This window comes from Pseudonocardia spirodelae, assembly GCF_037727765.1.
Taxonomy (GTDB): Bacteria; Actinomycetota; Actinomycetes; order Mycobacteriales; family Pseudonocardiaceae; genus Pseudonocardia; species Pseudonocardia spirodelae.
The window spans coordinates 104,315-128,405 of sequence record NZ_JBBJUP010000016.1 but is presented as its reverse complement, the minus strand read 5'-3'; the positions used below and the strand labels follow the sequence as shown (position 1 = coordinate 128,405).

The window sequence follows — 24,091 nt, the reverse complement described above, 5'->3', positions numbered from 1 at the left end:
AAGGTCGTGTTGCGGAAGCCGAGCACCGAGCCCAGGGCCTCCAGGGTGGCGTCGGCGAACGCGGCCACGTCGCGTGCGCGGTCCACCCGTTCCAGTACGGCGAACACCTGGCCGAGCTGTCCGGCGGACAGTGTCGAGGCCTCCGCGGCACGCATCGTCGTCGTACCTCCCGCACACCGGTGTGGGCCCGATCATGGCCCGGGCGCGGGGCTGCTCCCCGCGTCCGGACGGACCGTCACCGGCTGCGGCGGTGGACCCGGCCGCGGGGGTCCACCGCCGCCGCGGGTCAGCTCTTCGAGCCGCCGAGGGCGTCCTTGACGTTGGCCGCGGCGTCCTTCAGCTTCTCCCCGGCGTCCTTCAGGGAGGCCTTGCTCTGGTCGGCCTTGCCCTCGGCCTGCAGCTCGCGGTCGCCGGTGGCCTGCCCGGTCTTCTCCTTGGCGACGCCCAGCGCGTTCTCGGCCTTGTTCTTGATCTTGTCGGTGAACGACATGTCGACCTCCTCGGGTTCGGTGCCCGTGAGACGACGCCCGACGGCCCGTCCTCACTCGATCGTGACGCACCTCACTCGCGAGGTCGTGCCCGGTCAGGAGGCGATGCGGTCCACCCGAGCGGGCACCGGGCCGATCCGCCCCGAGCCGGCCGGCCGGTCGAGCGCGGCGACGGCGTCGAGGTCGTCGCGGTCCAGCGTGAACGCGAGGTCGCGGTTGGCGGCGATCCGGCGCGGGTCGTCGGACTTCGGCACGGCGACGGTGCCCTGCTGCAGGTGCCAGCGCAGCACCACCTGGGCGGGGGTGACACCGTGCCGCGCGGCGACCCGGGCCAGCGCGGGCTCGCCGAGCACCGCGCCGCGGCCCAGCGGGCTCCACGCGCCGGTCACGATGCCCAGCGCGGCGTGCACCTCGCGCAGCGCGCGCTGCTGGTGGTGCGGGTGCAGCTCGACCTGGTTGAGCGCCGGGAGCCGCCCGCCCAGCGAGCGGAGCCGGCGCAGGTGCGAGGGCCGGAAGTTCGAGACGCCGACCGCGCGGGTGCGGCCGTCGGCGAGCAGCTCCTCCATCGCCTCCCAGGTGGACAGGCAGTGCCCGAGGTCGTCGTTGGGCCAGTGCACCAGCAGCAGGTCGACGTGGTCGAGGCCGAGCCGGTCCAGGCTGCGGGCGGCGGCGTCGAGGGCACGGGTGCGGCCGTGGTCGACGTTCCAGACCTTCGTCGTGACGAACAGCTCCGAGCGCGGCAGGCCGGAGGCGGCGAGCGCGGCGCCGACCGCGGTCTCGTTGTCGTAGACGGCGGCGGTGTCGATGCTGCGGTAGCCCTGCGCCAGGGCCTCGGTGACGGCGGCGCGGGCGTCGCGCGACTCCGACACCCCGAAGCCGAGCCGGGGCATGGCGACGCCGCCCGGGAGCAGGACGGTGTCGTCGGGGGCGGGACTCACGGGAGCCTCAGCGCGTCGCGGCGGGGCCGTGTTCCCCGTGGTGGGCGGCCTCACGCTCGGCGATGCGGGCGCGGATGCCGTCGTCGGAGCAGAAGCCGCGCCCGTGCCGCTTGAGGCACAGCAGCCCGACCAGCAACCCGTCGTCGTCGACGACGGCGAGCCGGCGCCGCCCGGCCGCGGCCATCTCCGCCCGGGCCCGGGCGAGGTCGTCACCGGCGTGCACGACCCGCCCCGCGAGCGCGCCCAGCGGGGCGACGGGGTCGTCGTCGGCGGCACCGTCGAGGTCGGCCCGGTCCACGACCGCGACCAGCCGCCCGGCGTCGACGACCGGCAGGGCGTGCACCTTGGGCCGCGTGAACACGGCCCGGGCCTGCGCGACGGTCGCCGCGGGCCCGCAGGTGCGCGGGAAGGTGTGCATGGCGGCGGCCACGACCCCGAGGTCCGTGCACTCCCCGACGTCCATCGCCCCACCTCCTCCGTGTCCTGCGGGTGTCCTGCGGGGTACCCGATCACTCCGGCCGGAACACCGCCAGTGCCGTCGCGAGCATGGAGTAGTAGCCGGTCAGCCACACCAGCGCGGCCAGGGTGTCGCGGCCCAGTGCGCGCAGCGCGGTCGCGTAGGCGCCGTCGCCGAGGTCGTGCCGGGTGAGCAGGGCGCGGACGGTGGCGATCGCGACCCGCTCGGGCTCGTCGAGGCCCTCGGGGACGCCGCCGTCGAGCAGGGCCTGCAGCTGCACCGACGACAGCCCGGTCTCCCGGGCGAGGCCCTCGTGCGCGGACCACTCGAACGCCGACCCGTGGTGCACGGCGACGGCCAGCACGGCGAGCTCGCGCAGCCGGGGCGGGAGGTCGTCGTCGACGCGCAGGGCCGCGCCGACCTGCTGGACGGCGTCGCCGATCCGCGGGGAGAACAGCATCGTCGCGAACGGGCCGAGCAGCCGGTCGGCCTCGTCGACCAGCGGCACCCGGGCCTGCGCGCGGCGTGGGCCGGTCGCGATCCGGGCGTGCAGGGCGGCGCGCCCGGCGTCGAGCGAGGCGGGGTCGAGCGGCGTGGTCCGCGGGTGCGCCGGCGGCCGCGGCCTGCCGCGCAGGTCGGTCCCGGTCCCGGCGTCGCCCGTCGTCATCGCTCCAGGCTACGGACGCCGGCGCCGCCCGCCACGCGTGACGCCCCTCTCCTGGGCGCAGAGTCCAGGACAGACACCCCGGGGGCGGGCCGATCTCGACAGCCGGCCCACCCGCTGATGGGCCGCTTGCGCAGTGGCAGGCGTCAAGGGTGTCCTCGTTGTGCAGCAGCGACGAGCGATGGGAGAGCGGCATGGCCCTGCCCGAGTGGGACGGCGAACTGACCTCGGTGCGGCACGACCCGGAGACCGGGGCGTGGTTCGTGATCGGGGTGCACTCCACCCGGCTCGGGCCGGCGTCCGGCGGCACCCGCGCGATGGTCTACCCGTCGGTCGACGACGCCGTCGCCGACGCCCGCCGCCTGGCCGGCGCGATGACGCTGAAGATGGCCGCGGCCGGCCTGCCGATGGGCGGGGGCAAGTCGGTGATCGCGCTGCCCGCGCCGCGCGCCGAGCTCGACGACGCCACCTGGCGCCGCATCCTGGGCCTGCACGCCGCGAACCTGAACCTGCTCGGCGGGAACTACACCACCGGCCCGGACGTCGGCACCTGCTCGGCCGACATGGACGTGCTGCGCACGCTCACCCCGCACGTGTTCGGCCGCTCGGCCGCCGCGGGCGGGCCCGGCTCCTCGGGCCCGATGACGGCGCTCGGCGTGTTCGCGGCGGTCGAGGCGGGCGTCGCCGAGGCCGGCTTCGACGGCGTCGACGGGCTGCGCGTGCTCGTCCAGGGCCTCGGCGCGGTGGGCGCGGACGTCGCCCGGCTCGCCGCCGCGGCGGGCGCCAAGCTGATCGTCACCGACGTCGACCCGGCCCGGTGCGCCGCCCTCGCCGAGGAGCTGGGCGCCGAGGTGATCGACACCGGCGCCGTCCTCACCCGCGAGTGCGACGTGCTCGTCCCGTGCGCCACCGGTGGTCTGGTCACCGCGGAGGTCGCGGGCACGCTGCCGTGCGCGGTGCTCGCCGGCGCGGCCAACAACCTGCTCGCCGACCCGTACGCCGCCGAGGTGCTGCGCCGGCGCGGCGTCGTGCACGCCCCGGACTTCGTCGCCAACTCCGGCGGCGCGATCCACCTGGTCGGGCGCGAGGTGCTCGGCTGGGACGCCGACGCCGTCGCCGACCGCACCCGGGCGATCCGCGACACCCTCGCCGGCATCTTCGACGACGCCCGCACGCACGGCATCACCACCGTCGCCGCGGCCGAGCGGCGCGCGGCCGCCACCCTGGAGGGAGCGCTCTGATGGACATCCTCACCGACGCCGAGAAGCTCGCCGACCTCGACGCGGACGCCCTGCGCCGCCTGGTCGGCCTCGTCGAGCACGACGACTCCGCCGACCCGTTCCCGGTGACCGGCTGGGACGCCGTGGTGTGGGTGGTCGGCAACGCCGTGCAGACCGCGCAGCTGTTCCAGGCCGTGTACGGCATGGAGCTCGTCGCGTACTCCGGCCCGGAGACCGGCAACCGCGACCACCACTCCTACGTGCTGCGCTCGGGCGCGATCCGGTTCGAGGTGCGCGGCGCCGTCGACCCGGACAGCCCGCTGGCCGACCACCACCGCCGGCACGGCGACGGCGTCGCCGACATCGCGCTGGAGGTCCCCGACGTCGACCGCTGCATCGCCCACGCGCGCACCGCGGGGGCGACCGTGCTGATCGAGCCGCACGACGTCTCCGACGAGCACGGCACCGTGCGCACGGCCGCGATCGCCACCTACGGCGAGACCCGCCACACCCTGGTCGACCGGTCCCGCTACACCGGTCCCCACCTGCCCGGCCACGTCGCCCGCAGCTCCACCGTCGTCCGCCCCGAGGGCGCCCCGCGCCGGCTGTTCCAGGCGCTCGACCACGTCGTCGGCAACGTCGAGTACGGCCGCATGGACTCCTGGGTGGACTTCTACCACCGGATCATGGGCTTCACGAACATGGCCGAGTTCATCGGCGACGACATCGCCACCGACTACTCGGCGCTGATGAGCAAGGTCGTCGCCTCGGGCAACCACCGGGTGAAGTTCCCGCTCAACGAGCCCAGCCCGGGCGCGCGCCGCTCCCAGATCGACGAGTTCCTCGACTTCCACCGCGGCCCCGGCGTGCAGCACCTCGCGCTGGCGACGAACGACATCCTCACCACCGTCGACGTGCTGCGCTCCCGCGGCGTGGAGTTCCTCGACACCCCGGCCGCGTACTACGAGGACCCCGAGCTGCGGGCCCGGATCGGGCAGGTCCGGGTGCCGATCTCCGAGCTGCAGTCGCGCGGGATCCTCGTCGACCGCGACGAGGACGGCTACCTGCTGCAGATCTTCACCAAGCCGTTCGGGGACCGGCCGACGGTGTTCTTCGAGTTCATCGAGCGCCACGGCTCGCTCGGCTTCGGCAAGGGCAACTTCAAGGCCCTGTTCGAGGCGATCGAGCGCGAGCAGGAGCGCCGCGGCAACGTCTGAACCGGCCCGCGGGATCAGTCCTGGATGCGCCGCCACGGGCGGTCGGCCTCGATCGCGTACGCCAGCTCCAGCAGTGTGCGCTCGTCGCCGAGGGTCCCGGCCAGGTGCACGCCGACCGGGATCCCGCCGGCCGTCGCCCCGGCGGGCAGCGCGACCGCCGGGGTGCCGGCGACGTTCGCGAGCGGGGTGAACGCGACGTAGTCCAGCAGGCGGGCGGTGAGCTGCTCGAACGGCTGGGTCGGCGCGAGCCACCCGATCTCCGGGGTGGTGTGCGCCAGCACCGGGGAGAGCAGCACGTCGTGCCGGGTGAACTGCTCGGCGTGCGCGGCGGCGACGCGGCGCAGCCGGTGCAGGAACACCGGGGTGCGGGCCATCGCCCTGCGGTAGTGGTCGGCGAGGCCGTGGGTGAGCGGGTCGAGCAGGTGCGGGTCGAAGGTGCGCCCGTGCAGCAGCCGCCCGCCGGTGACCACGGAGAACGCCAGCAGCCCCCAGTAGTCGAGGAAGTCGTCGACGAAGCGGGTGCCGACCCCGGCGCCGGCCTCGGAGATCTCGTGGCCCTGCTTGGCGAGCAGCTCGGCGACCGCGGTGACGGTCTCGCGGGTGTCGGCGTCGACGGCGGCACCGGTGGGGGAGTCCAGGACCAGGCCGATGCGCAGCCGTCGCCGGGCGGGGCCCTCGACGAGCCCCAGCGGGGGCAGCGCGGGGTTGCGCCGGGCGCGGTCGGCGGCGGCCAGCACGGCCGCGGTGTCGCGCACCGACCGGGACACGACGCCGTCGGTGACCAGGTCGATCGGCATCCGGGCGCCGTTGGCGTTCGGGGCGAGCCGGCCGCGCGAGGGCTTGAGACCGACCAGCCCGCAGGCCGCCGCGGGGATGCGGATGGAGCCGCCGCCGTCGTTGGCGTGGGCGAGGGGGACGACCCCGGCGGCCACCAGCGCGGCCGCCCCGCCCGACGACGCCCCGGCGGAGAAGCGGGTGTCCCACGGGTTGCGGGTCGGCTCGGCGGCGGCGAACTCGGTGGAGGCGTTGAGGCCGTACTCGGGCATCCGGGTGGACCCGACCAGGTCGAGCCCGGCCGCGAGCAGCTGGCGGACCACCTCGGCGTGCTCGCGCGCGGGGGCGGGGGTGAACGCGGCGGTGCCGTGCCCGGCGGGACGGCCGCGGACCTCGGTGTTGTCCTTCACCAGCGTCGGCACCCCGGCCAGCGGCCCGTCCGGCTCGCCGGTGACGGGCTCGGCGGTGTGCTCGGCGACCAGCCCGTGCAGCCGCGGGTCCACCGCGGCCGCCCGCGCGGCGACGGCGGCGCGCAGCTCGGCGGGGGAGACCTCGCGACGCCGCAGCCGCTCGGCCAGGCCGACGGCGTCGTCGTCGCCCAGTGCGTCGTCGGTGAAGGCGTGCACCCGTGGGCTCATGTCTGCTCATCCTGCCCCCGCCCGGGTACGGTCCGATCATGGGTGTCGACGTCGTCACCCCGGCAGGTCCCGCGACGGTCCCCGTCGTCGGTCGCTCCCGGGAGGTCGAGCTGCTGGTCGCAGCACTGGAGGCGGGGGCGCACGTCGTCCTCGAGGGGCCGCCCGGCACGGGCAAGACGACCCTGCTGCGGGAGGTGGCCGGCGAGGCCGACCTGCCGTTCGTGTTCGTCGAGGGCAACGCCGAGCTGACCCCGGCGCGCCTGGTCGGCACCTTCGACCCCGCCCAGGTCCTCGACCGCGGCTACGGCCCGGAGACCTTCGTCGACGGCCCGCTGGCCGAGGCGCTGCGCCTGGGCGCCCTGCTCTACGTCGAGGAGATCAACCGGATCCCGGAGGAGACCCTCAACGTGCTCATCACGGTGATGAGCGAGGGCGAGCTGCACGTGCCGCGGCTCGGCCGGATCGTCGCCGCCTCCGGGTTCCGGCTGGTCGCGGCCATGAACCCGTTCGACGCGGTCGGCACCGCCCGCATCTCCTCCGCCGTCTACGACCGGGTCTGCCGGATCGCGATGGGCTACCAGACCGCGCAGGACGAGACCGCCGTCGTCGCGCTGCGCGGCCCCGCGGTCGACGAGCGGTGGCGGGCCCGGGTGGTGGCGCTGGTGCGCCGCACCCGCGAGCACCCCGACGTCGCGGTCGGGTCGTCGGTGCGCGGCGCGATCGACCTGGTGCGGATCACCGCGGCGCTGGCCGCACGCCGTGGGCGCGACGTCACCGACTGGGTCACCGGCCTGGACGCCGCCCTGGTCGCGCTGTCCGGCCGGATCCGGCTCGCCGACTCCGCCGCCCGCACCGCCGAGGACGTGGTCCGCGAGCTCTACCGCGCCGAGTTCGGCGAGCGCCCCCGCGACGACGCCGACACCGTCGACGGCGGTGATGCGCCGGGGGGAGCCTGAACCCGCCCGGAGGGGGCGGGGCGCAGCCACCCGGGTTCTCCCGGCGCCCGTCGCGGCCGAAGGCGCGCCCGGAGGACCGGACGGTCTCGCGCGGCTCGCTGGCCGCGAACCCGGGGTTCGCCGAGATCTCCCCGGAGGTCGGGGTGCTCGACCCCGACGCGTTCGACGCCGCGCTCGCCCGCGACCCGGACGGGACGCTGACCCTGCTCGTCGACATGGGACGGGCCACCGACGCGGCGCTGCGGGACGCGGCCCGGCGGCTCGCGGCGCGGGTCGTGCTCGACCTGGGCCGGTCCGGGCGGTCGCTGCGCACCGGGGTGGGACGGCTGCGCGCCGCACCCGCCGACCGGGGCGGCGACCTCGACCTCGACGCGTCGCTCGGCGCGGTCGCCGAGGCCCGCGCCGCCGGGCGCCCGGTCGGGCTCGACGAGCTCACCGCGCGGTCCTGGACGCGGCCCGCGCTCGCGTTGTGCCTGGTGGTGGACGCCTCGGGCTCGATGGGCGGGGAGCGGCTCGCGACGGCGGCGCTCACCGCGGCGGCCTGCGCGCACCGCGCGCCCGGGGAGCACGCGGTGCTGTCGTTCGCCGAGCACGTGCGGGTGCTGCGGGACATGACCGCGGCCCGGCCGGCGTCGGCGGTCGTGGAGCAGGTCCTCGGCCTGCGCGGGCACGGGACGACCGCGCTGGCGGCCGCGCTGCGCGCCGCGTCGGCGCAGCTGGAGCGGACCCGGGCGCACCGGCGCGTCGTCGTGCTGCTGTCGGACTGCCGCGCCACCGACGACGAGGACCCGGTCCCGGCCGCCCGGGCCCTGTCCGAGCTGCTGGTGCTGGCGCCGGCGGCCGACCACGAGCAGGCCGCGTCGCTCGCGGCCCGCGCGGGCGCGCGCTGGGCGCCCCTCGCGGGGCCGTCCGACGCGCCCGCGGCGCTGCGCGACCTGCTGTCGGGGCCGGGGTGAGGCCTCGTCAGGAGCGGGCGTCGGCGCGGCGGCGCGACCCGGTGGCGCGCGCGATCGCGGTGCGCCCGAGCACCAGCCCCAGCCCGACGGCGAGCCCGGCGACGACGAGCAGCCACGGCCGCGACTCGAGGTCGTTCGCGAGGCGGTCGCCCGCGGCGTAGCCGATGCCGACCAGCACCGCGGCACGCACGGCGGTGGCCGGGACGATCCAGGCGAGGAAGCGCCGGTAGCCGACCTTGGACAGGCCGGCGGCGAGGTAGGCCGGGATCGCTCCGATGTCGACGAGCTTGGCGCCGATGACGATCCGCGGCAGGTGGGTGTGGACCTCGCGGGTCAGGACCTCGCGGCGCTCGTCGGTCAGCCCGAGCCGGCGCAGCACCCGGGCGACGGCGGGCCGGTCGCCGTTGCGGCCGAGCGCGTAGAGCAGGGTGTCGCCGATGACGTCGGCCACCAGGGCCGCGAGCCAGACACCCCACCAGGGCAGCTGCCCGGCCCCGGCCAGCGCGGCGGCGGCGACGGTGACGACCGGGCCCTCCAGGAAGGCGCCCACGCCGATCACGACGAGCGACCGGACGGGCGCAGCAGGGATCGCGGCCAGCAACGCGGCCACGGTGTCCGCCAGTCCGAACACGAACGCCTCCCATCAGGTTCTTCACCGCATCGTGCCCGGTGGACCGGTGCCACCGTCGGGCGCCCCGCCACCGTCGCGGCCGCGAACCGCGCGGTCACGGGGTGTGACGGCGCCGCCGGGGTGGTCCGGGCGGTCCGCCGCGTCCGGGCCGGGCCGCGACCGGGCCACCCGGGCGACGCCGCCCCGAGACGATGATCCCACCGTCGGCCGGGGACGGCAGGGCCTGAATACCCGCTCGGGCCGTGAATACGACCACCGGTCGCAACGGGCCGGTGAGCGTGTCACCCGTCCGCGGGATCCGGCCCGCGGACCGTGAGCGCGGCGCCGTCCGACCGGACGACGAGCGCGGTCCGGCCGGCGCGGTGCGCGAGCCACTCCACGCCGTCCTCGCCGAGCGCGAAGGCCGCGGTGGCGTCGACGTCGGCGCGGGTCAGCGAGGCGTCCAGCACGCTCACCTGCGCGATCCCCGACGGGGTGGCACCGGTGCGCCCGTCGACGACGTGCGCACCGCGGTGCGCGCTGCCCGAGGTGGCGACGGCGCCGTCGACGACCGGCACGGTGGCGACGATCCGCCCGGTGGCGGCCGGGTCCTCGATCCCGATCCGCCAGGGCTCACCGTCGTCGGCGGCGCGGGCCTGCAGGTCCCCGCCCGCGGCCAGGCACCAGCCGGTGTCGTCGAGGGCGCGCAGGTGCGTGCAGGCCCGTTCCACCGCCCACCCCTTCACCACGCCGCACGGGTCGAACCGGCCGCGCGGGTGGAGGGTGAACGCGCCGCCGGACCCGCGGGCCGCGGCCGCCCCGATCGCCAGGACCTCGGCCATCTCGGGGCCGGCGTCGGCCGGGGCCAGCTCGCCGCGCCCGATCCGTGAGACCAGCGAGTTCGCCCGCCACGGGCTGAACAGCGCGTCGGCGCGCCGCAGGTCCGCGACGACGGCCGCCCACGCGTCGCGGGCGGCGCCGTCCCCGGTGTGACGGCCGCGCAGGGCCAGCGAGACCGCCGTGCCCATGACGTGGGCGACGAACCGGGCCGGGGCGGTCGCCGCCGCGCCCGCGCCGTCGAGGACCGGTGCGCTCACGACGGCAGTCCCGCCCGGTCCAGCGCGCTCTGCAGCGAGGTGACGTAGCCCTCGCTGGTGTACGTCGCGCCGCTGACCATGTCGATCCGGGAGCTCTGGGCGCTGATCGTCTCGTCGACGAGCTGCGGGATCGCCTGGGAGTTGATCCGCTGGTCCTTGCCGCTGGTGTCCGGGTACTGCACGACGTCGACCGCGGTGATCCGCCCGCCGGAGACCGAGACCTGCACCTGCACGGGGCCGTAGCGGGTCTGCGCGGCGTCACCCGTGACGGTCGTGGCGCCGGTACCGGACGCGGCGGCCGTGCCGCCGGTGGTGCCGCCGGTGGTGGAGGTCGTGCCCGGGCTCCGCGCGGTGGACGCGGCGGCCGCGGTGGTGTCCGGCCCCGAGGTCGAGGTGCGGTACCCGAACAGCAGGGTGACCGCGCTGAGCGTGGCCATGACGGCGACGACGATGCGACGCACGGGGCTCACCATCCGAAGTGTTCGACGTGGACGCGGTCGGCGGGGACGCCGGCCGCGGTGAGGGTGCGCAGGACCAGGCCGGTCCAGGCCTCGGGGCCGCAGACGTAGACGTCGCGGCGGGCGAGGTCGGGGACCCAGGTGCGCAGGGCGGTCAGGTCGTCGACCGGGCCGACGCCGTGGCCCAGCCAGGAGCCGTCACCGCGGCGGCGCCCGGGGACCGGGACCAGCTCGCAGCCGTGTGCGTGCGCGAGCGCGGTCAGCTCCCGGGCGAACAGCGGGGTGCCGGCGTAGCGGTGCACCAGGGTGACCCGGCCGGGCCCGGCGCAGAACTCCTCGGCCAGCGCCCGCAGCGGGGTGATGCCGACCCCGGCGCCGATCAGCAGCACGTCCGGGGCGGTGCGGGCGCGGGCGGTCAGCCGGCCGAACGGGCCCTCGACGAGCACCCGGGTGCCGGGCCGCAGCCGGGCGACGGCGGCGCTGCCGTCGCCGAGGTCCTTCACGGTGATCCGCAGCGAGCGGCCGTCGGGCATCGCCGACAGCGAGTACGGGTGCCCGCGGGTCCAGCCGGTGCCGGACAGGAAACGCCAGGTCAGGAACTGTCCGGCGCGCGCACCGAGTGCGGCGAGGCGCCGGCCGGCCAGGTGCACCGACACGCTGCCGTCGCCCTCGGGCACGACCGCGGTGACGACGAGCCGGTGGCGCACCGAGCGGGCCAGCGGCAGCGCGACCCGCCACACGAGCACGGCGAGCAGCGCCGCGGTCCACAGGCCCCACCAGAACACCGTCCGCGCCGCCGACCCGGTGAACTCCTGCCCGGTCCACAGCTGGTGCGGCAGGGCGAGCCCGACGCCGAGGTAGGCGTAGAGGTGCAGCAGGTGCCAGGACTCGTAGCGCAGCCGTGCCCGGGCCGCCCGCACGCTGGTCGCGACGACGAGCACCAGGCAGGCCGTGCCGGCGGCGGCCGGCAGCATCCCGGGCATGGTCCAGGTCATGTCCCACAGCTCGCCGGGGGCGGCGGACAGCTCTCCCGCCGCGTAGCCCCAGGTGATCAGCCCGACGTGGGCGAGCATGCCGGTGAACGAGGTGAACCCGACGGTGCGGTGCAGCGCGGCCAGGCCGTCCTGGCCGAAGGCCCGCTCGAGCAGCGGCACCCGGGCCATGAGCAGGACCTGCACGAGCAGCAGCACGGAGGCGAGCAGGCCGGTGAGCCGCCCGGCCGAGGTCAGGCCGGACTCCCAGCCGCCGAGGTCGCGGATGCCGCCGCCGGACGCCCACCACCCGGTGACGAGCAGCAGCGCGGCCCAGAGCGCGATCCCGGCGCCGAAGCGGATCCGGGAGTCGAGCCGGGCGTGCGCACCGGTCGCGGGGACGGCGCGCGGGCCGGCCGGTGCGGGGGCGGGCCGGAGGGTGAGGGTGGACATGGGCTCCCCGTGGGGCGGAGGTGGTCAGGTACCTCCGAGGCTCGCGGGGCCCGGTGAAGCGCCGGCGTGACCGTGGTCGGAATCCGGTAAGAGCCGCCCGGCGCCGACGGAGAACCCGATCGCGGCGCCCCCGCCGGGCCGGTTCCCGGCGAAGACGGTGCCGTCGTGGGCGAGCGCCACGTCACGCACGATGGACAGGCCGAGCCCGGAGCCGGGCAGCGCACGGGCGGCGTCGGAGCGGTGGAAGCGGTCGAAGATCCGCTCGGTCTCGTACCCGTCGGCGCCGTCGTGGAGGCCGGGTCCGCGGTCGGCGACCGACACGGTGCCGCGCCGCACCACGACCTCGACGACGTGGGCGGGGTCGGCGTCGAACTTGGCCGCGTTCTCCAGCAGGTTGCCCACGGCGCGCTCCAGCCCGCTCACCCGGCCCCGCACCGGGCTGGGCGCGCCGTCGACGGTGATCGTCCGTCCGGTGCGCCGCCGGGTGCGTTCCGCGGCGGCGGTGGCGACCACCAGCAGGTCGACGCCGGTCTCGGGCTCGTCGGTGCGGCGGGCCAGTGCCAGCTCGACCAGCTCCTCGACGAGCCGGGCCAGCTCGCGGGTCTCGCCGTCGACGTCGGCGACGAGGCGTTCGCGCGACTCCGGGGAGAGCCGGTCGATCCGGCGCAGCACGCTCGCGTTGGTGCGCAGGCTGGTCAGCGGGGTGCGCAGCTCGTGCGCGGCGTCCTGGACGAGCCGTTCCTGGGAGTCACGGGCCTCGGCGAGGCGGCGCAGCATCGTGTTCACCGACGCCGACAGCCGGGCGACCTCGTCGCGGCCCTCCACCGGGGCGGTCCGCTCGCCCAGCCCGGACGCCGCGACCTCCTCGGTGAGCGCGGTCAGCCGGACCAGCCGCCGGGTGATCCGGCGGGCCAGCAGCCAGCCCAGGACGGCCGCGACCAGCGTGACGACGACGGCGGCCACCGCGATCTCCACGGCGGTCCCGGCGAGCACCCGGCTGGACCGGTCGACGTCGATGCCGACCTGTAGCGCCGCCCCGCCCACCGCGGTGGTGAGGACCCGGTAGGCCTGGTCGCCGACGCGGGTCTCGGTGCCCGCCGAGGCGCCCCCGCGGGCCTGCGCCGCGAGCGCCCGGTCGGTGCCGGTCACCGGCAGCGCCACGTCCCGGCCGCCGACGCGGGTGACGGTGCCGTCCGCGGCGACCCGCTGGGCGGTGAGCTGCTGCGGATCGTCCCAGCGGCCGCCGCCCTGCCCCACCGCCGGGCCCTCCGCGCCGACGGTCCGGCCCGGGTCGATGCCGCCGCCGCGCCCGTCGCCGTCGGGGAGGGCCGCGACCGGGGCGCCGAGCACGGCGGTCTGGCCGCCCGCCAGCGCGGTCGTCGCGGCCTGCAGGGAGCGGTCGATCTCGCCGGAGATCCGCTCGGACGCCGAGTGGTAGCTCAGCACCCCGACCGTCCCGGCGACGACCGCCGCGACCAGCGCGAACGCCAGCGCCAGCCGGGTCCCGAGGCTCACGACCGCCGCACCGTGTAGCCCACCCCGCGCACGGTGTGGATGACCTCCCCGGCGCCGGCGGCGGCGAGCTTGCGGCGCAGGTAGCCGACGTAGACGGCGAGGTTCTTGGAGTCGGCGCCGAAGTCGTAGCCCCAGATCCGCTGGTAGACGCCGGAGTGGTCGAGCACGATCCCCGCGTTGCGGACCAGCAGCTCCAGCAGGTCGAACTCGGTCTTGGTGAGTGTCAGCTCGGTGGACTCCCACCAGGCGCGGCGGGCCGCCGGGTCGACGCGCAGCCCGCCCACCGCCAGCACCGCGGCGCGCTCGCCCTCGACCGGCGCGGCCCGGCGCAGCAGCGCGCGCAGCCGGGCAAGCAGCTCGTCGAGCTCGAAGGGCTTGGGCAGGTAGTCGTCGGCACCCGCGTCGAGGCCCGCGACCCGGTCGGGGGTCTCGACCCGGGCGGTCAGCATCAGCACCGGTGTGCGGTCGCCGTCGGCGCGCAGCACGCGGCACACGCCGATGCCGTCGAGGGCGGGCATCATCACGTCCAGGACGAGGGCGTCGACCGGGTCGCGGCGCACCCGGGTGAGGACCTCGACGCCGTCGGCGGCGCCCACGACCTCGTAGCCCTCCAGCTCCAGGGCGCGGGTGAGGGACTCGCGGATCGCGCGGTCGTCGTCGGCGACCAGGACCGTCTGCGGCACGGCACCGATGATGCCGCAACGGTCTCACCGGGAGGTCGTGATCCCGTAGCGCTGCACCCGCCGGTACGCCGTCGCGCGGCTGATGCCGAGCGTCTCCGCGGCCCGGGTGACGCTCATGCCGTGCTCGGTGAGGCAGCGGACCAGCTCATCGCGCTCCAGCGACTCGATCCGGGTCAGCGATCCGGATCGGGTGGCGAGCAGCTCCGGGGGCAGGTGCCGCACGTCGACGAGGCTGCTGCGGGCGGCGGCGTCGCGCACGGTGCGGCGCAGCTGCTCCACGTTGCCCGGCCAGGAGTAGGTGCGCAGCGCGCGGGCGGCGGCGTCGGTGAAGGTGACGCCGTCGCGGGCGAAGTGCGCGGCGAGCACCGGCACGTCCTCGGGACGGTGGCGCAGCGCCGGCACCTCGACGACGACGTCGAGCAGCCGTGACAGCGCGTCCGGTATCCCGTCGACGTCGCCCGCGGTGACACTCAGCGACGCCCGCGGCAGCGACCGGACCAGCGCCGACAGCCGGGTCGCGACGGGTGCGGGCAGCTCGTGCACCCGCCCCGCGATGACCGCGGTGTCGTCCTTGCCCAGCTCCGGGGACCACAGCGACAGCCAGGACACCGCGTCCTCGGCGGCCGGCGGGCGGGCGTGCAGCACCCGGTGCCGCGGGCGGACGGTGCGCAGGGCCGCGGCGAGCAACGCGGACTTGCCGGCGCCGGGCTCGCCGACCACCCCGACCCGGGCGCCGTCGCGCAGCGCGTCGCGGACCTCGTCGAGCGCGGCGGCCCAGGCCGGGCCGAGCGCCGCGGTCCCGCCGACGGGCTGCGGGGCGACCCGGAAGACCTCGCCGCGCGGCGCGCGCCGGGGGCTCGCGCCGCGTCCGTGCGCGAGCATCAGGGCCGAGGTCTGACCGGCGGCGGTGCGCGCCAGCGCGAGCAGCAGACCGTCGGAGCGCTGCGACCAGGTGGTGAGGTTGATGCTGCCGAGCAGCGACCCGTCGACGGGGTCGAGCACGGGGGCCGCCGCGCAGGTGTAGCCCCACAACCCGGTGCAGTAGTGCTCGTCGCCGCGGACCAGCGACGGGACCCGGTCGGCCAGGGCCAGGCCGAGCCCGGTGGTGCCGGCCTCCCGCTCGCCGAAGGCGAACCCGGGCGCGAGGTAGGTGCGGTCCAGCGCGTCGAGCAGGGCGCGCTCGTCGCAGAGCCGGGAGACGACGATGCCGTCGGCGTCGGTCAGCATCAGTGAGATCGGCTCGCCCGGCAGGCCCTCGTGCAGCCCGGCGAGCACCTCGCCGCCGCACCGGGCGAACAGCGAGCCGTCGTCGACGGCACCGGTGAACGCCGGGTCGACGGCGTCGGTGGGGGCGCCGTAGGTCTCGCTGCGCGCCCAGGACGCCGAGATCCGGGCCGGAGCCAGTGACTGCCCCATCGCGCGTACCTCCTCGTACCTGCTGCTCACGACCGTGTCACATCGGCGACGCCGTCGCGACGCCGTCTCGTCTCAGGTTGAGACGGTGATCACGACCGCCGGGGCGCCGCCGTTCCTACCTTCGGCCCTCGACGCGGGATCCCCCACCGGCCCGCGCAGTCGCGGGGTGCCCACCACCTCGCCGCGACCTGAGAGGGACGACGATGTACTCGAAGAACGGTGAGTCCTACTTCATCGTGGACGCGCACGTGGCGCTCTGGGACGCACGCCCGGAGAACCAGCGCAACATCCACGGCAAGCAGTTCATCGACTGCTTCTACGACTACCACCGCAACCTGAGCCCCGAGTCCGAGGTCTGGTCCTACGAGGACTACCTCTACCAGGGCGGCGAGCGGCTGATGAAGGACCTGTTCGCCGACGGTCACGTCGACCACGCGGTGTTCCAGCCCGCCTACCTGGGCGAGTTCTACGACAACGGGTTCGGCCAGACCGAGGAGGCCTTCGCCCTCGCCCAGGCCCACCCGGACAAGCTGACCTACAACCACCACTGGGACCCGCGCAACGGCGAGCAGGGCCTGCGGCAGCTGCGCGAGGACGCGAAGCGCTTCGGCCTGAAGGGCGTGAAGCTCTACACCGCGGAGTGGCACGGCGAGTCCCGCGGCTGGAAGCTCGACGACCACTGGTCCTACAAGTACCTCGAGGCGGCCCAGGAGCTGGGCATCCGGAACATCCACATCCACAAGGGCCCCACCATCCGCCCGCTGGACCGGGACGCGTTCGACGTCGCCGACGTGGACAAGGTCGCCACCGACTTCACCGACCTGAACTTCGTCGTCGAGCACTGCGGCCTGCCGCGCCTCGAGGACTTCTGCTGGATCGCCACCCAGGAGCCGAACGTGCACGCCGGCCTGGCCGTCGCGATGCCGTTCATCCACACCCGGCCCAAGTACTTCGGCCAGATCATCGGCGAGCTCCTGTACTGGCTGGGCGAGGACCGCATCCAGTTCTCGAGCGACTACGCGATCTGGACCCCGCGCTGGCTGGTCGAGCGCTTCGTCGACTTCGAGATCCCGGACGAGCTGTCCGAGTACGCGCCGCTGACCACCGCCCAGAAGAAGAAGATCCTGGGTCTCAACGCCGCGGCGATGTACGACATCGAGGTCCCCGCCGAGCTGCAGCTGCGCGACGAGACCCCGACCGAGGTCCCGGTGGCGTCGTGAGCGCCCCCGCCCTCGCCCGCACCTCGCGCACTGACCAGGCGTTCCGGGCGCTCGACGCCGTCGTCGACCCCGAGCTGGACGAGCCGATCACCGACCTGGAGTTCGTCCGTTCCCTCGACGTCGACGGCGACCGGGTCACCCTGCACCTGCGCCTGCCCACCGCGTTCTGCGCGCCGAACTTCGCCTACCTGATGTGCTCGGATGCGAAGGACGTGCTCACCGCGCTGGACTGGACCGGCGAGGTCGTGGTCGAGCTCGACGACCACCACGACTCCGACCTCATCAACGCCGGGCTGGCCGCCGACGCCGGCTACAAGGGCACCTTCCGGCACGAGGCCGAGTCCGATCTCGACGAGCTGCGCGAGACCTTCCGCCGCAAGGCGCACACCGCCGCGATGGAGCGCTCGCTGACCGGGCTGCTGCGGGTCGACCCGGACCGGACGCCCGAGTCGCTGCACGGCGTCACGCTGGCCGACCTGCCCGCGGGCCCGGCCACCGACGCCCTGCTGCGCCGCCGCGCGGCGATCGGCCTGCCCACCGGCGGCGACCGGCCGGTCCTGGTCGGCCACGACGGCGTCCCGTACCCGGCCGAGCAGGTCCCGCTGAAGCTGCGGATGGCCCGCTCGGTGCGGATCTCCATCGAGGGCAACGCCCACTTCTGCCGCGGGCTCCTGAAGACCCGCTACCCCGAGTCCGTGAAGGGATCCGTGTTGTGAGAGCAGTACAGGTGGTCGGCTACCACCGGCCGATGGAGCTGACCGAGGTCCCGAAGCCGGAGGTCGTCGACCCGTTCGACGTCGTCGTCCGGATCGGCGGGGCCGGGGTCTGCCGCACCGACCTGCACGTCCTCGAGGGGCAGTGGGCGGAGAAGTCCCAGGTCGCGCTGCCGTACACGATCGGCCACGAGAACGCGGGCTGGGTCGAGTCCGTGGGGTCGGCCGTGACCCACGTCCGTGAGGGCGACGGCGTCATCCTGCATCCGCTCGCCACCTGCGGCCTGTGCCGCGCCTGCCGATCCGGCGACGACGTGCACTGCACCGCCTCGGCGTTCCCGGGCATCGACACCCACGGCGGCTACGCCGAGTACCTGCGCACCTCGGCACGCAGCGTCGTCAAGCTGGACCCGTCGCTGCAGCCCGCCGACGTCGCCGCCCTCGCCGACGCCGGCCTCACCGCCTACCACGCCGCGGCCAAGGCCTCACGCCGGCTGGGACCACGCGACACCTGCGTCGTCATCGGGGCGGGCGGGCTCGGCCACATCGGCATCCAGGTGCTGAAGGCGCTGACCCCGGCCCGGCTGGTCGTGCTCGACCGCAACCCGGACGCGGTGAAGCTGGCGCTGCAGATCGGCGCCGACGACGGCATCGTCGCCGACGGCGGGCAGGTCGACGAGGTCCTGTCGCGCACCGGCGGGAACGGCGCCGAGGCCGTGATCGACTTCGTCGGCGAGGGCGGCTCCACCGCGCAGGGCCTGGAGATGACCCGGCGCGCGGGGGACTACCACGTGGTCGGCTACGGGGAGAACGTCGACGTCCCGACGATCGACCTGATCTCGGCCGAGGTGAACGTGGTCGGCAACCTGGTCGGGTCCTACAACGATCTCTGCGACCTGATGGAGCTGGCCGCCCGCGGCCGGGTCACCCTGCACACGAGCACCTACGCCCTGGACGACTTCCAGTCCGCGCTCGACGACCTCGACGCCGGGAAGGTCAGGGGTCGCGCCATCCTGGTGCCCTGACCTGCTGTTCCGATCGCGGTCCCGCTCACGACGGCCCGTACCGGCGACGCCCGGTGCGGGCCGTCGCGCGTTCCGCGGAACGCGATCAGCGGGGGTCGCGGCCGTCGAGCCGGGCCTGCACGGCGGCGGTGATCCGGGTCAGCGCGGCCACGTCGTCGTCGGAGAGGGCGTCGAAGACCAGCTCCCGCACGGTCTCCACGTGCCCCGGCGCGGCGGCCTCGATCGCCGCCCGGCCCGCCGCGGTGAGCACGACGTAGTTGCCGCGGCCGTCGTCGTCGCACTCCTCGCGGGCGATGAGGCCGCGTTTCTGCATCCGGGCCAGATGGTGGGAGAGCCTGCTCTTCTCCCACTCCAGCAGCGTCGCCAGCTCCAGCACCCGGCACCGCTCGTCGGGCCGGTCGGTCAGGGCCACCAGCACGTCGAAGTCGGTGAGCGAGAGCCCCGACCCGGCCTGCAGCCGCCGGTGCAGCTCGCCCTGCAGGCGGGCCTGCATCCGGAGCAGCCCTCGCCAGGCCGCCTGCTCGCGCTCGTCCAGCCACCGTGTCACGGATGCCACCCTACCGGAATAGTTGACGCGTCACCTACGTTGCTGCACGATGTAGATGACGGATCAACAAACGGTCCGTCGACGAGCAGAGGAGGAAGCCGTGCAGTTCGGAGTCTTCACGGTCAGCGACGTCACGCCGGACCCGACGACCGGCCGCACGCCGACCGAGGCCCAGCGGATCCAGGACGTCCTGACCATCGCGAAGCACGCGGAGCAGGTCGGGCTCGACGTCTTCGCGATCGGCGAGCACCACAACCCGCCGTTCTTCTCCTCGTCGCCGACCACCACGCTCGGCTACCTCGCCGGCGTCACCGAGACCCTGCAGCTGTCCACCTCGACCACGCTGATCACCACGAACGACCCGGTGAAGATCGCCGAGGACTTCGCGATGCTGCAGCACGTGGCGGGCGGCCGCGTCGACCTCATGCTCGGCCGCGGCAACACCGGCCCGGTCTACCCGTGGTTCGGCCAGGACATCCGCCAGGGCCTGAACCTGGCGGTCGAGAACTACGCGCTGCTGCGGAAGCTGTGGGACACCGAGGTCGTCGACTGGGAGGGGCACTTCCGCACCCCGCTGCAGGGCTTCACCTCGACCCCGCGCCCGCTCGACGGCGTCGCGCCGTTCGTGTGGCACGGCTCGATCCGCAGCCCCGAGATCGCCGAGCAGGCCGCCTACTACGGCGACGGCTTCTTCCACAACCACATCTTCTGGCCGGCGTCGCACACGAAGCGGATGGTCGAGTTCTACCGCACGCGCTGGGAGCACCACGGTCACGGACCGGCCGAGCGCGCGATCGTCGGCCTCGGTGGCCAGGTGTTCATGCGCCGCAACAGCCAGGACGCGGTGCGCGAGTTCCGGCCGTACTTCGACAACGCCCCGGTCTACGGGCACGGGCCCTCGCTGGAGGACTTCACCCGCGAGACCCCGCTGACCGTCGGCAGCCCGCAGCAGGTCATCGAGCGGACACTGGGCTTCCGTGACTACGTCGGCGACTACCAGCGCCAGCTGTTCCTCATCGACCACGCGGGCCTGCCGCTGAAGACCGTGCTGGAGCAGCTCGACCTGCTGGGCGAGGAGGTCGTGCCGGTGCTGCGCCGCGAGTTCGCCGCGCTGCGCGCGCCCGGTGTGCCGGACGCGCCGACCCACGCCTCCCTGGTCGCCGCCCGCGACGCGGCCGGCACCGAGGGCGTCGCCACGCAGGAGAAGGAGGTCGCGTGATGACCACCCGCAGGATCGTCGTGCTCACCGCCGGGCTGTCGACGCCGTCGTCGACCCGGCTGCTGGCCGACCGCCTCGCCGCCGCGGTCACGGCCGCACTGGCCGACCGGGGCGAGCGGACGCAGGTGCAGGTCGTGGAGCTGCGCGAGCACGCCCGCGACCTCGCCGACCACCTGGTCGCCGGCTTCCTGAACACCGCGCTGGCGCCGGTGCTGGAGTCGGTGGCCGCGGCGGACGCCGTCGTCGCCGTGACGCCGATCTTCTCGGCGTCCTACAGCGGGCTGTTCAAGACCTTCGTCGACGTCCTGGACCGCGACGCGCTCACCGGCACCCCGGTGCTGCTCGCCGCGACCGGCGGCACGGCGCGGCACTCGCTGGCCCTGGAGCACGCGATGCGCCCGCTGTTCGCGTACCTGCGGGCCGCGACGGTCCCGACCGCGGTGTTCGCCGCGCCCGAGGACTGGGGCGCGACCGCGGTGGGCACCACACTGGAGAGTCGCGTCGCGCGGGCCGCGGGCGAGCTGGCCGACGCCGTCGCCGCCCGGCCGCCGGCCACCCGCACCGACCTGTTCGCCGACGTCCCCGACTTCACCGCACTGCTGAAGGGCTGACCACCATGACCGACACAGGCACCCCCACCGACACCGCCGCCCTCGACGCCGCGCGCGACCGGATCCGTTCCGCCCACCTGAAGCCGGCGGGGGAGCGGCCGGCCTCGACCGCCCGCGGCCTGCACCACACCGCGCTGGTCAGCTCGGACGTCGAGGCCACCGTGCGCTTTTACCAGGACGTGCTGGGCTTCCCGCTCACCGAGCTGATCGAGAACCGGGACTACCCGGGCTCGTCGCACTTCTTCTTCGACATCGGCAACGGGAACCTGCTCGCGTTCTTCGACTTCCCGGGGCTCGACGTCGGCCCCTACGCCGAGGTTCTCGGCGGGCTGCACCACGTCGCGATCAGCGTGGAGCCCTCGACCTGGGACGCGGTCGTCGCGCGGCTGGCCGAGGCCGGCGTCGAGCACGAGGTGCACTCCGGTGTCTCGGTCTACTTCCGCGACCCCGACGGCGCCCGCATCGAGCTCATCGCCGACCCGCTGGGCGAGATGTACGGCCACCACGTGCTGTGAGCGGGGTGCTCACCGGCGGACGCTGACGTGGACGTGGTCGTAGTGCCCGCCGGTGGCGTCCGCCGGGTCGTACACGCCGCCGCCGTCGTAGGGCCGCCCCCAGTTCTCGCGGCCCTCACCGGAGTCCCCGGTGCCGCGGTACCAGATGCGGCCCTGCCAGATCACGTACCGGACCCGCAGCTCGGCGGCGTTCTCGCGGGCCCAGTTCGCGACCGCCCAGCCGTCCTCCAGGTCCTGCCCGGCGGGGAACTCGCCGTAGCGGGCGGGGAACGCGTCGCACGCCCGGCCCGCGGGGTGGTCGCTCGACGGGTTCCACGCGTGCTCCGACCAGCACGTGACCGCCCGCACCGGCGCCTCCGGCCCCGGCTCGCCGAACCGCCCGACGAGCGCGTCGTGCAGGCGCAGCGCGGACGGGGTGAGACAGCCCGCCGTCGTCGGGTCCGGCTGGTCGCACTGCTCCGGCGGGGCCGGGTCGACCAGCTCGCGCAGGTCGTCGGGGGTGAACCCGCGGCTACCGGCGAACCACACGAGCCCACCGGCGAGCAGGGCCAGCACCAGGAGCACCCCCAGGGCCGGGGCGACGCGGGTCTTCACGGGGCCTTCGTCCGTTCTGTCGGGGTGGTCGCCAGCCTACGGCGGTGGACCCCGGCGCGCCGCGGGCCGCGGATCGCAGGTGCTCCCCGCGCACTGACAGCCGGCGTCCCGTTCGGCAGGATGGCGCGGTGATCAGCACGAGCACCGCGGGCGACGCCGTCCGCGCCCGGCCCGACTCCGAGCGCCACCGCCGCGCCCGGGCCGCCCTGCACGACCTGCTTCCCGGGCTGAGCACCGAGGCACGGGCCGTCCTCGACCCGATCGAGGCCGCCGGGTTCCTCGCCCGCACCGAGCGCTGGTACGCCGACGCGCACCTGCCGCTGGACGCCCTCTACGGCGCCACGGCCGACACCGGCGAGCTCACCGCCCGGCTGGTCCGCGCCGCGCTGGCCGCCGCGGCCGCGCGCCCCCGCGCGCTGCGCGAGCTCGACCGCCGCCGCGAGGTCGGCGACGACTGGTTCCAGGACCCCCGCACCGTCGGCTACGTCGCCTACACCGACCGCTTCGCCGGCACCGTGCGCGGCGTCCGCACCCGGCTCGACCACCTCGCCGACCTCGGGGTGCGCTACCTGCACCTGATGCCGCTGCTCAAGCCGCGGGAGGGGGAGAACGACGGCGGCTACGCCGTCGCGGACTACACCGCCGTCGACCCGCGCCTGGGCACCATGGACGACCTGGAGTCCCTCGCCGGGGCGCTGCGCGAGCGCGGCATGAGCCTGTGCGTCGACCTCGTGCTCAACCACACCGCCGCCGAGCACCCGTGGGCCCGCGGCTGGCTGGCCGGCGACCCGCGCTACGCCGGCTTCTACACCTGCTACCCCGACCGGGAGATGCCCGACGCCTGGGAGGCGACGATCCCCGACGTCTTCCCCGACCGGTCACCGGGCTCGTTCACCTGGGTCCCGGAGGCGGACGGCGGCCGCGGCGGCTGGGTGTGGACGACGTTCTGGGACTACCAGTGGGATCTCGACTGGACCTGCCCCGAGGTCTTCGCCGCGATGCTCGGCACCGTGTTCACCCTGGCCGGGCGCGGGGTCGAGGTGCTGCGGATGGACGCGGCACCGTTCCTCGGCAAGCGGCTCGGCACGAACTGCCAGAACCAGCCCGAGGCGCACGACGTCCTGCAGGCGTTGCACGCGCTCACCCGGATCGCCGCCCCCGCGGTGGTCTTCAAGGCCGAGGCGATCGTCGCGCCGGACGACCTCGTCGGCTACCTCGGCGCCCACGAGCGATACCGGCCCGAGTGCGAGCTGGCCTACCACAACCAGCTGATGGTGATGCTGTGGTCGAGCCTGGCCACCCGCGACGCCCGGCTCGCCGCGCACGCGTTGCGCCGGATGGCCCCCGCCCCCGCGACGACGGCCTGGGCGACCTACGTGCGCTGCCACGACGACATCGGCTGGGCCGTCTCCGACGTCGACGCCGCCGCCGTCGGCTGGGACGGGCCGTCGCACCGCCGGTTCCTCAACGACTTCTTCTCCGGGCGCTTCCCCGGCAGCTTCGCCCGCGGCGCGCTGTTCCAGGAGAACCCCGCGACCGGTGACGCCCGCGTCTCCGGCAGCGCCGCCGCGCTCTGCGGCATCGACGACGCCCGCGCCCGCCGCGACCGGGACGCCCTCGACGCCGGCGTGCGACGGCTGCTGCTCCTGCACGCCGTCACCTACGCCTGGGGCGGTGTCCCGCTGCTCTACATGGGCGACGAGCTCGCGCTCGCCAACGACACCGGTTACCGCGCCGACCCCGAGCGCGCCGCGGACAACCGGTGGATGCACCGGCCCCCGATGGACGGGGCCGCGTTCGCACGCCGCTACGACCCCGCGACCGTCGAGGGCCGGGTGTTCGCCGCGCTCACCGGCTTCGCCGCGGTCCGCGCCGAGCTGCCCGCGCTGCACGCGTCGGCGCCGGTGCACGTGCTGGACCTCGACGACCCCGCCGTGCTCGGCTGGGCGCGACGGCACCCGCGCAGCGGCCGGTTCGTCGGGCTGGTCAACGTCGCGGACCGGCCCGCCTCGGTGGACGCCGCCCTGGTCACCGGCCTGGACACGGTCCTGTCCTCCGACGGACCGGTCCGCGTCGAGGCCGGCCGCGCCCACCTGCCCGCGCTGTCCTGGGCGTGGCTCGCCGAGCCGTGAGCCG

General features: G+C 75.5%; 25 protein-coding genes. 11 read left to right on the top strand and 14 right to left on the bottom strand.

Annotated elements, in window-relative coordinates; all coding sequences use genetic code 11:
* Positions 1 to 286: 286 nt before the first annotated feature.
* The 4 genes from WJX68_RS19275 to WJX68_RS19260 form a co-directional block, all read right to left on the bottom strand.
* The gene (locus tag WJX68_RS19275; RefSeq protein ID WP_340292959.1) at positions 287 to 490 is read right to left on the bottom strand and encodes a CsbD family protein; all 204 of its coding nucleotides are present in this window, start codon (positions 488 to 490) and stop codon (positions 287 to 289) included.
* Positions 491 to 583: 93 nt separating this feature from the next.
* On the bottom strand, positions 584 to 1,426 hold the full coding sequence (locus WJX68_RS19270; RefSeq protein ID WP_422785731.1) for an aldo/keto reductase: 843 nt from the start codon (positions 1,424 to 1,426) through the stop codon (positions 584 to 586).
* A gap of 7 nt (positions 1,427 to 1,433) precedes the next feature.
* On the bottom strand, positions 1,434 to 1,889 hold the full coding sequence (locus WJX68_RS19265) for a CBS domain-containing protein (RefSeq protein ID WP_340292957.1): 456 nt from the start codon (positions 1,887 to 1,889) through the stop codon (positions 1,434 to 1,436).
* A 46-nt stretch (positions 1,890 to 1,935) separates the two neighbouring features.
* On the bottom strand, positions 1,936 to 2,550 hold the full coding sequence (locus WJX68_RS19260; protein WP_340292956.1) for a carboxymuconolactone decarboxylase family protein: 615 nt from the start codon (positions 2,548 to 2,550) through the stop codon (positions 1,936 to 1,938).
* Between the two features lie 191 nt (positions 2,551 to 2,741).
* On the opposite strand from WJX68_RS19260, the gene WJX68_RS19255 reads away from it, so the two are divergent.
* Together WJX68_RS19255 and hppD are read left to right on the top strand one after the other, a co-directional pair.
* On the top strand, positions 2,742 to 3,788 hold the full coding sequence (locus WJX68_RS19255; protein ID WP_340292954.1) for a Glu/Leu/Phe/Val dehydrogenase dimerization domain-containing protein: 1,047 nt from the start codon (positions 2,742 to 2,744) through the stop codon (positions 3,786 to 3,788).
* Positions 3,788 to 4,984 (top strand): 4-hydroxyphenylpyruvate dioxygenase, encoded by a 1,197-nt coding sequence (gene hppD / locus WJX68_RS19250; RefSeq protein WP_340292952.1) that lies wholly within the window; start codon positions 3,788 to 3,790, stop codon positions 4,982 to 4,984. The genes WJX68_RS19255 and hppD overlap by 1 nt, the downstream gene beginning before the upstream one ends.
* Before the next feature lie 14 nt (positions 4,985 to 4,998).
* On the opposite strand, the gene WJX68_RS19245 is transcribed toward hppD, so the two are convergent.
* Complete coding sequence (locus WJX68_RS19245; protein WP_340292950.1) at positions 4,999 to 6,396, bottom strand: amidase; 1,398 nt, start codon at positions 6,394 to 6,396, stop codon at positions 4,999 to 5,001.
* Between the two features lie 38 nt (positions 6,397 to 6,434).
* Here WJX68_RS19245 and WJX68_RS19240 point away from each other — a divergent pair, with 38 nt between their 5' ends.
* The gene (locus WJX68_RS19240) at positions 6,435 to 7,352 is read left to right on the top strand and encodes an AAA family ATPase (protein WP_340292948.1); all 918 of its coding nucleotides are present in this window, start codon (positions 6,435 to 6,437) and stop codon (positions 7,350 to 7,352) included.
* 143 nt (positions 7,353 to 7,495) lie between these two features.
* Entirely contained in the window at positions 7,496 to 8,308 is an 813-nt protein-coding gene (locus tag WJX68_RS19235) for a VWA domain-containing protein (protein ID WP_340292947.1), read from the top strand.
* A gap of 7 nt (positions 8,309 to 8,315) precedes the next feature.
* On the opposite strand, the gene WJX68_RS19230 is transcribed toward WJX68_RS19235, so the two are convergent.
* The 7 genes from WJX68_RS19230 to WJX68_RS19200 form a co-directional block, all read right to left on the bottom strand.
* Entirely contained in the window at positions 8,316 to 8,939 is a 624-nt protein-coding gene (locus WJX68_RS19230) for a DedA family protein (RefSeq protein WP_340292945.1), read from the bottom strand.
* A gap of 281 nt (positions 8,940 to 9,220) precedes the next feature.
* Entirely contained in the window at positions 9,221 to 10,015 is a 795-nt protein-coding gene (locus WJX68_RS19225; RefSeq protein ID WP_340292943.1) for an FAD:protein FMN transferase, read from the bottom strand.
* On the bottom strand, positions 10,012 to 10,476 hold the full coding sequence (locus tag WJX68_RS19220) for an FMN-binding protein (RefSeq protein ID WP_340292941.1): 465 nt from the start codon (positions 10,474 to 10,476) through the stop codon (positions 10,012 to 10,014). The genes WJX68_RS19225 and WJX68_RS19220 overlap by 4 nt, the downstream gene beginning before the upstream one ends.
* A 5-nt stretch (positions 10,477 to 10,481) precedes the next feature.
* The gene (locus tag WJX68_RS19215) at positions 10,482 to 11,897 is read right to left on the bottom strand and encodes a ferredoxin reductase family protein (RefSeq protein WP_340292939.1); all 1,416 of its coding nucleotides are present in this window, start codon (positions 11,895 to 11,897) and stop codon (positions 10,482 to 10,484) included.
* A gap of 24 nt (positions 11,898 to 11,921) precedes the next feature.
* Positions 11,922 to 13,412: a HAMP domain-containing sensor histidine kinase gene (locus tag WJX68_RS19210; RefSeq protein ID WP_340292937.1), complete on the bottom strand. Its 1,491-nt coding sequence runs from the start codon at positions 13,410 to 13,412 to the stop codon at positions 11,922 to 11,924.
* On the bottom strand, positions 13,409 to 14,095 hold the full coding sequence (locus WJX68_RS19205) for a response regulator transcription factor (protein ID WP_251787403.1): 687 nt from the start codon (positions 14,093 to 14,095) through the stop codon (positions 13,409 to 13,411). Before WJX68_RS19205 ends, WJX68_RS19210 begins: the two co-directional genes overlap by 4 nt.
* 24 nt (positions 14,096 to 14,119) lie before the next feature.
* On the bottom strand, positions 14,120 to 15,511 hold the full coding sequence (locus WJX68_RS19200) for an AAA-type ATPase lid domain-containing protein (protein WP_340292935.1): 1,392 nt from the start codon (positions 15,509 to 15,511) through the stop codon (positions 14,120 to 14,122).
* A gap of 203 nt (positions 15,512 to 15,714) precedes the next feature.
* Between WJX68_RS19200 and WJX68_RS19195 the strand changes: the two genes are divergently transcribed.
* From WJX68_RS19195 to WJX68_RS19185, 3 genes are read left to right on the top strand one after another with little or no spacing between them, the layout of a single operon-like run.
* Complete coding sequence (locus WJX68_RS19195) at positions 15,715 to 16,731, top strand: amidohydrolase family protein (protein WP_340292933.1); 1,017 nt, start codon at positions 15,715 to 15,717, stop codon at positions 16,729 to 16,731.
* Positions 16,728 to 17,447, top strand: coding sequence for an iron-sulfur cluster assembly protein (locus WJX68_RS19190; RefSeq protein WP_340292931.1), 720 nt, complete (start codon positions 16,728 to 16,730; stop codon positions 17,445 to 17,447). The genes WJX68_RS19195 and WJX68_RS19190 overlap by 4 nt, the downstream gene beginning before the upstream one ends.
* The gene (locus WJX68_RS19185) at positions 17,444 to 18,469 is read left to right on the top strand and encodes an NAD(P)-dependent alcohol dehydrogenase (protein ID WP_340292929.1); all 1,026 of its coding nucleotides are present in this window, start codon (positions 17,444 to 17,446) and stop codon (positions 18,467 to 18,469) included. The genes WJX68_RS19190 and WJX68_RS19185 overlap by 4 nt, the downstream gene beginning before the upstream one ends.
* A gap of 85 nt (positions 18,470 to 18,554) precedes the next feature.
* On the opposite strand, the gene WJX68_RS19180 is transcribed toward WJX68_RS19185, so the two are convergent.
* Positions 18,555 to 19,016 (bottom strand): MarR family winged helix-turn-helix transcriptional regulator, encoded by a 462-nt coding sequence (locus tag WJX68_RS19180; RefSeq protein ID WP_340292927.1) that lies wholly within the window; start codon positions 19,014 to 19,016, stop codon positions 18,555 to 18,557.
* Between the two features lie 100 nt (positions 19,017 to 19,116).
* Here WJX68_RS19180 and WJX68_RS19175 point away from each other — a divergent pair, with 100 nt between their 5' ends.
* The 3 genes from WJX68_RS19175 to WJX68_RS19165 are packed head-to-tail and all read left to right on the top strand — an operon-like array spanning position 19,117 to position 21,361.
* Positions 19,117 to 20,235, top strand: coding sequence for an LLM class flavin-dependent oxidoreductase (locus WJX68_RS19175; protein ID WP_340292925.1), 1,119 nt, complete (start codon positions 19,117 to 19,119; stop codon positions 20,233 to 20,235).
* Positions 20,235 to 20,846, top strand: a complete 612-nt coding sequence (locus WJX68_RS19170; RefSeq protein WP_340292923.1) for a CE1759 family FMN reductase — start codon at positions 20,235 to 20,237, stop codon at positions 20,844 to 20,846. Before WJX68_RS19175 ends, WJX68_RS19170 begins: the two co-directional genes overlap by 1 nt.
* A 5-nt stretch (positions 20,847 to 20,851) precedes the next feature.
* Positions 20,852 to 21,361 (top strand): VOC family protein, encoded by a 510-nt coding sequence (locus WJX68_RS19165; RefSeq protein ID WP_340292921.1) that lies wholly within the window; start codon positions 20,852 to 20,854, stop codon positions 21,359 to 21,361.
* 9 nt (positions 21,362 to 21,370) lie between these two features.
* On the opposite strand, the gene WJX68_RS19160 is transcribed toward WJX68_RS19165, so the two are convergent.
* On the bottom strand, positions 21,371 to 21,955 hold the full coding sequence (locus WJX68_RS19160; protein WP_340292920.1) for a VldE C-terminal domain-containing protein: 585 nt from the start codon (positions 21,953 to 21,955) through the stop codon (positions 21,371 to 21,373).
* Between the two features lie 128 nt (positions 21,956 to 22,083).
* On the opposite strand from WJX68_RS19160, the gene WJX68_RS19155 reads away from it, so the two are divergent.
* The gene (locus WJX68_RS19155) at positions 22,084 to 24,087 is read left to right on the top strand and encodes an alpha-amylase family protein (RefSeq protein ID WP_340292918.1); all 2,004 of its coding nucleotides are present in this window, start codon (positions 22,084 to 22,086) and stop codon (positions 24,085 to 24,087) included.
* Positions 24,088 to 24,091: the final 4 nt, after the last annotated feature.

Bases quoted from the DNA above. Each gene is read 5' to 3' on its own strand.
- WJX68_RS19275 (WP_340292959.1), bottom strand. From the start codon at position 490: ATGTCGTTCACCGACAAGATCAAGAACAAGGCCGAGAACGCGCTGGGC.
- WJX68_RS19265 (WP_340292957.1), bottom strand. From the start codon at position 1,889: ATGGACGTCGGGGAGTGCACGGACCTCGGGGTCGTGGCCGCCGCCATG.
- WJX68_RS19260 (WP_340292956.1), bottom strand. From the start codon at position 2,550: ATGACGACGGGCGACGCCGGGACCGGGACCGACCTGCGCGGCAGGCCG.
- WJX68_RS19255 (WP_340292954.1), top strand. From the start codon at position 2,742: ATGGCCCTGCCCGAGTGGGACGGCGAACTGACCTCGGTGCGGCACGAC.
- hppD (WP_340292952.1), top strand. From the start codon at position 3,788: ATGGACATCCTCACCGACGCCGAGAAGCTCGCCGACCTCGACGCGGAC.
- WJX68_RS19245 (WP_340292950.1), bottom strand. From the start codon at position 6,396: ATGAGCCCACGGGTGCACGCCTTCACCGACGACGCACTGGGCGACGAC.
- WJX68_RS19240 (WP_340292948.1), top strand. From the start codon at position 6,435: ATGGGTGTCGACGTCGTCACCCCGGCAGGTCCCGCGACGGTCCCCGTC.
- WJX68_RS19215 (WP_340292939.1), bottom strand. From the start codon at position 11,897: ATGTCCACCCTCACCCTCCGGCCCGCCCCCGCACCGGCCGGCCCGCGC.
- WJX68_RS19200 (WP_340292935.1), bottom strand. From the start codon at position 15,511: ATGGGGCAGTCACTGGCTCCGGCCCGGATCTCGGCGTCCTGGGCGCGC.
- WJX68_RS19195 (WP_340292933.1), top strand. From the start codon at position 15,715: ATGTACTCGAAGAACGGTGAGTCCTACTTCATCGTGGACGCGCACGTG.
- WJX68_RS19170 (WP_340292923.1), top strand. From the start codon at position 20,235: ATGACCACCCGCAGGATCGTCGTGCTCACCGCCGGGCTGTCGACGCCG.
- WJX68_RS19165 (WP_340292921.1), top strand. From the start codon at position 20,852: ATGACCGACACAGGCACCCCCACCGACACCGCCGCCCTCGACGCCGCG.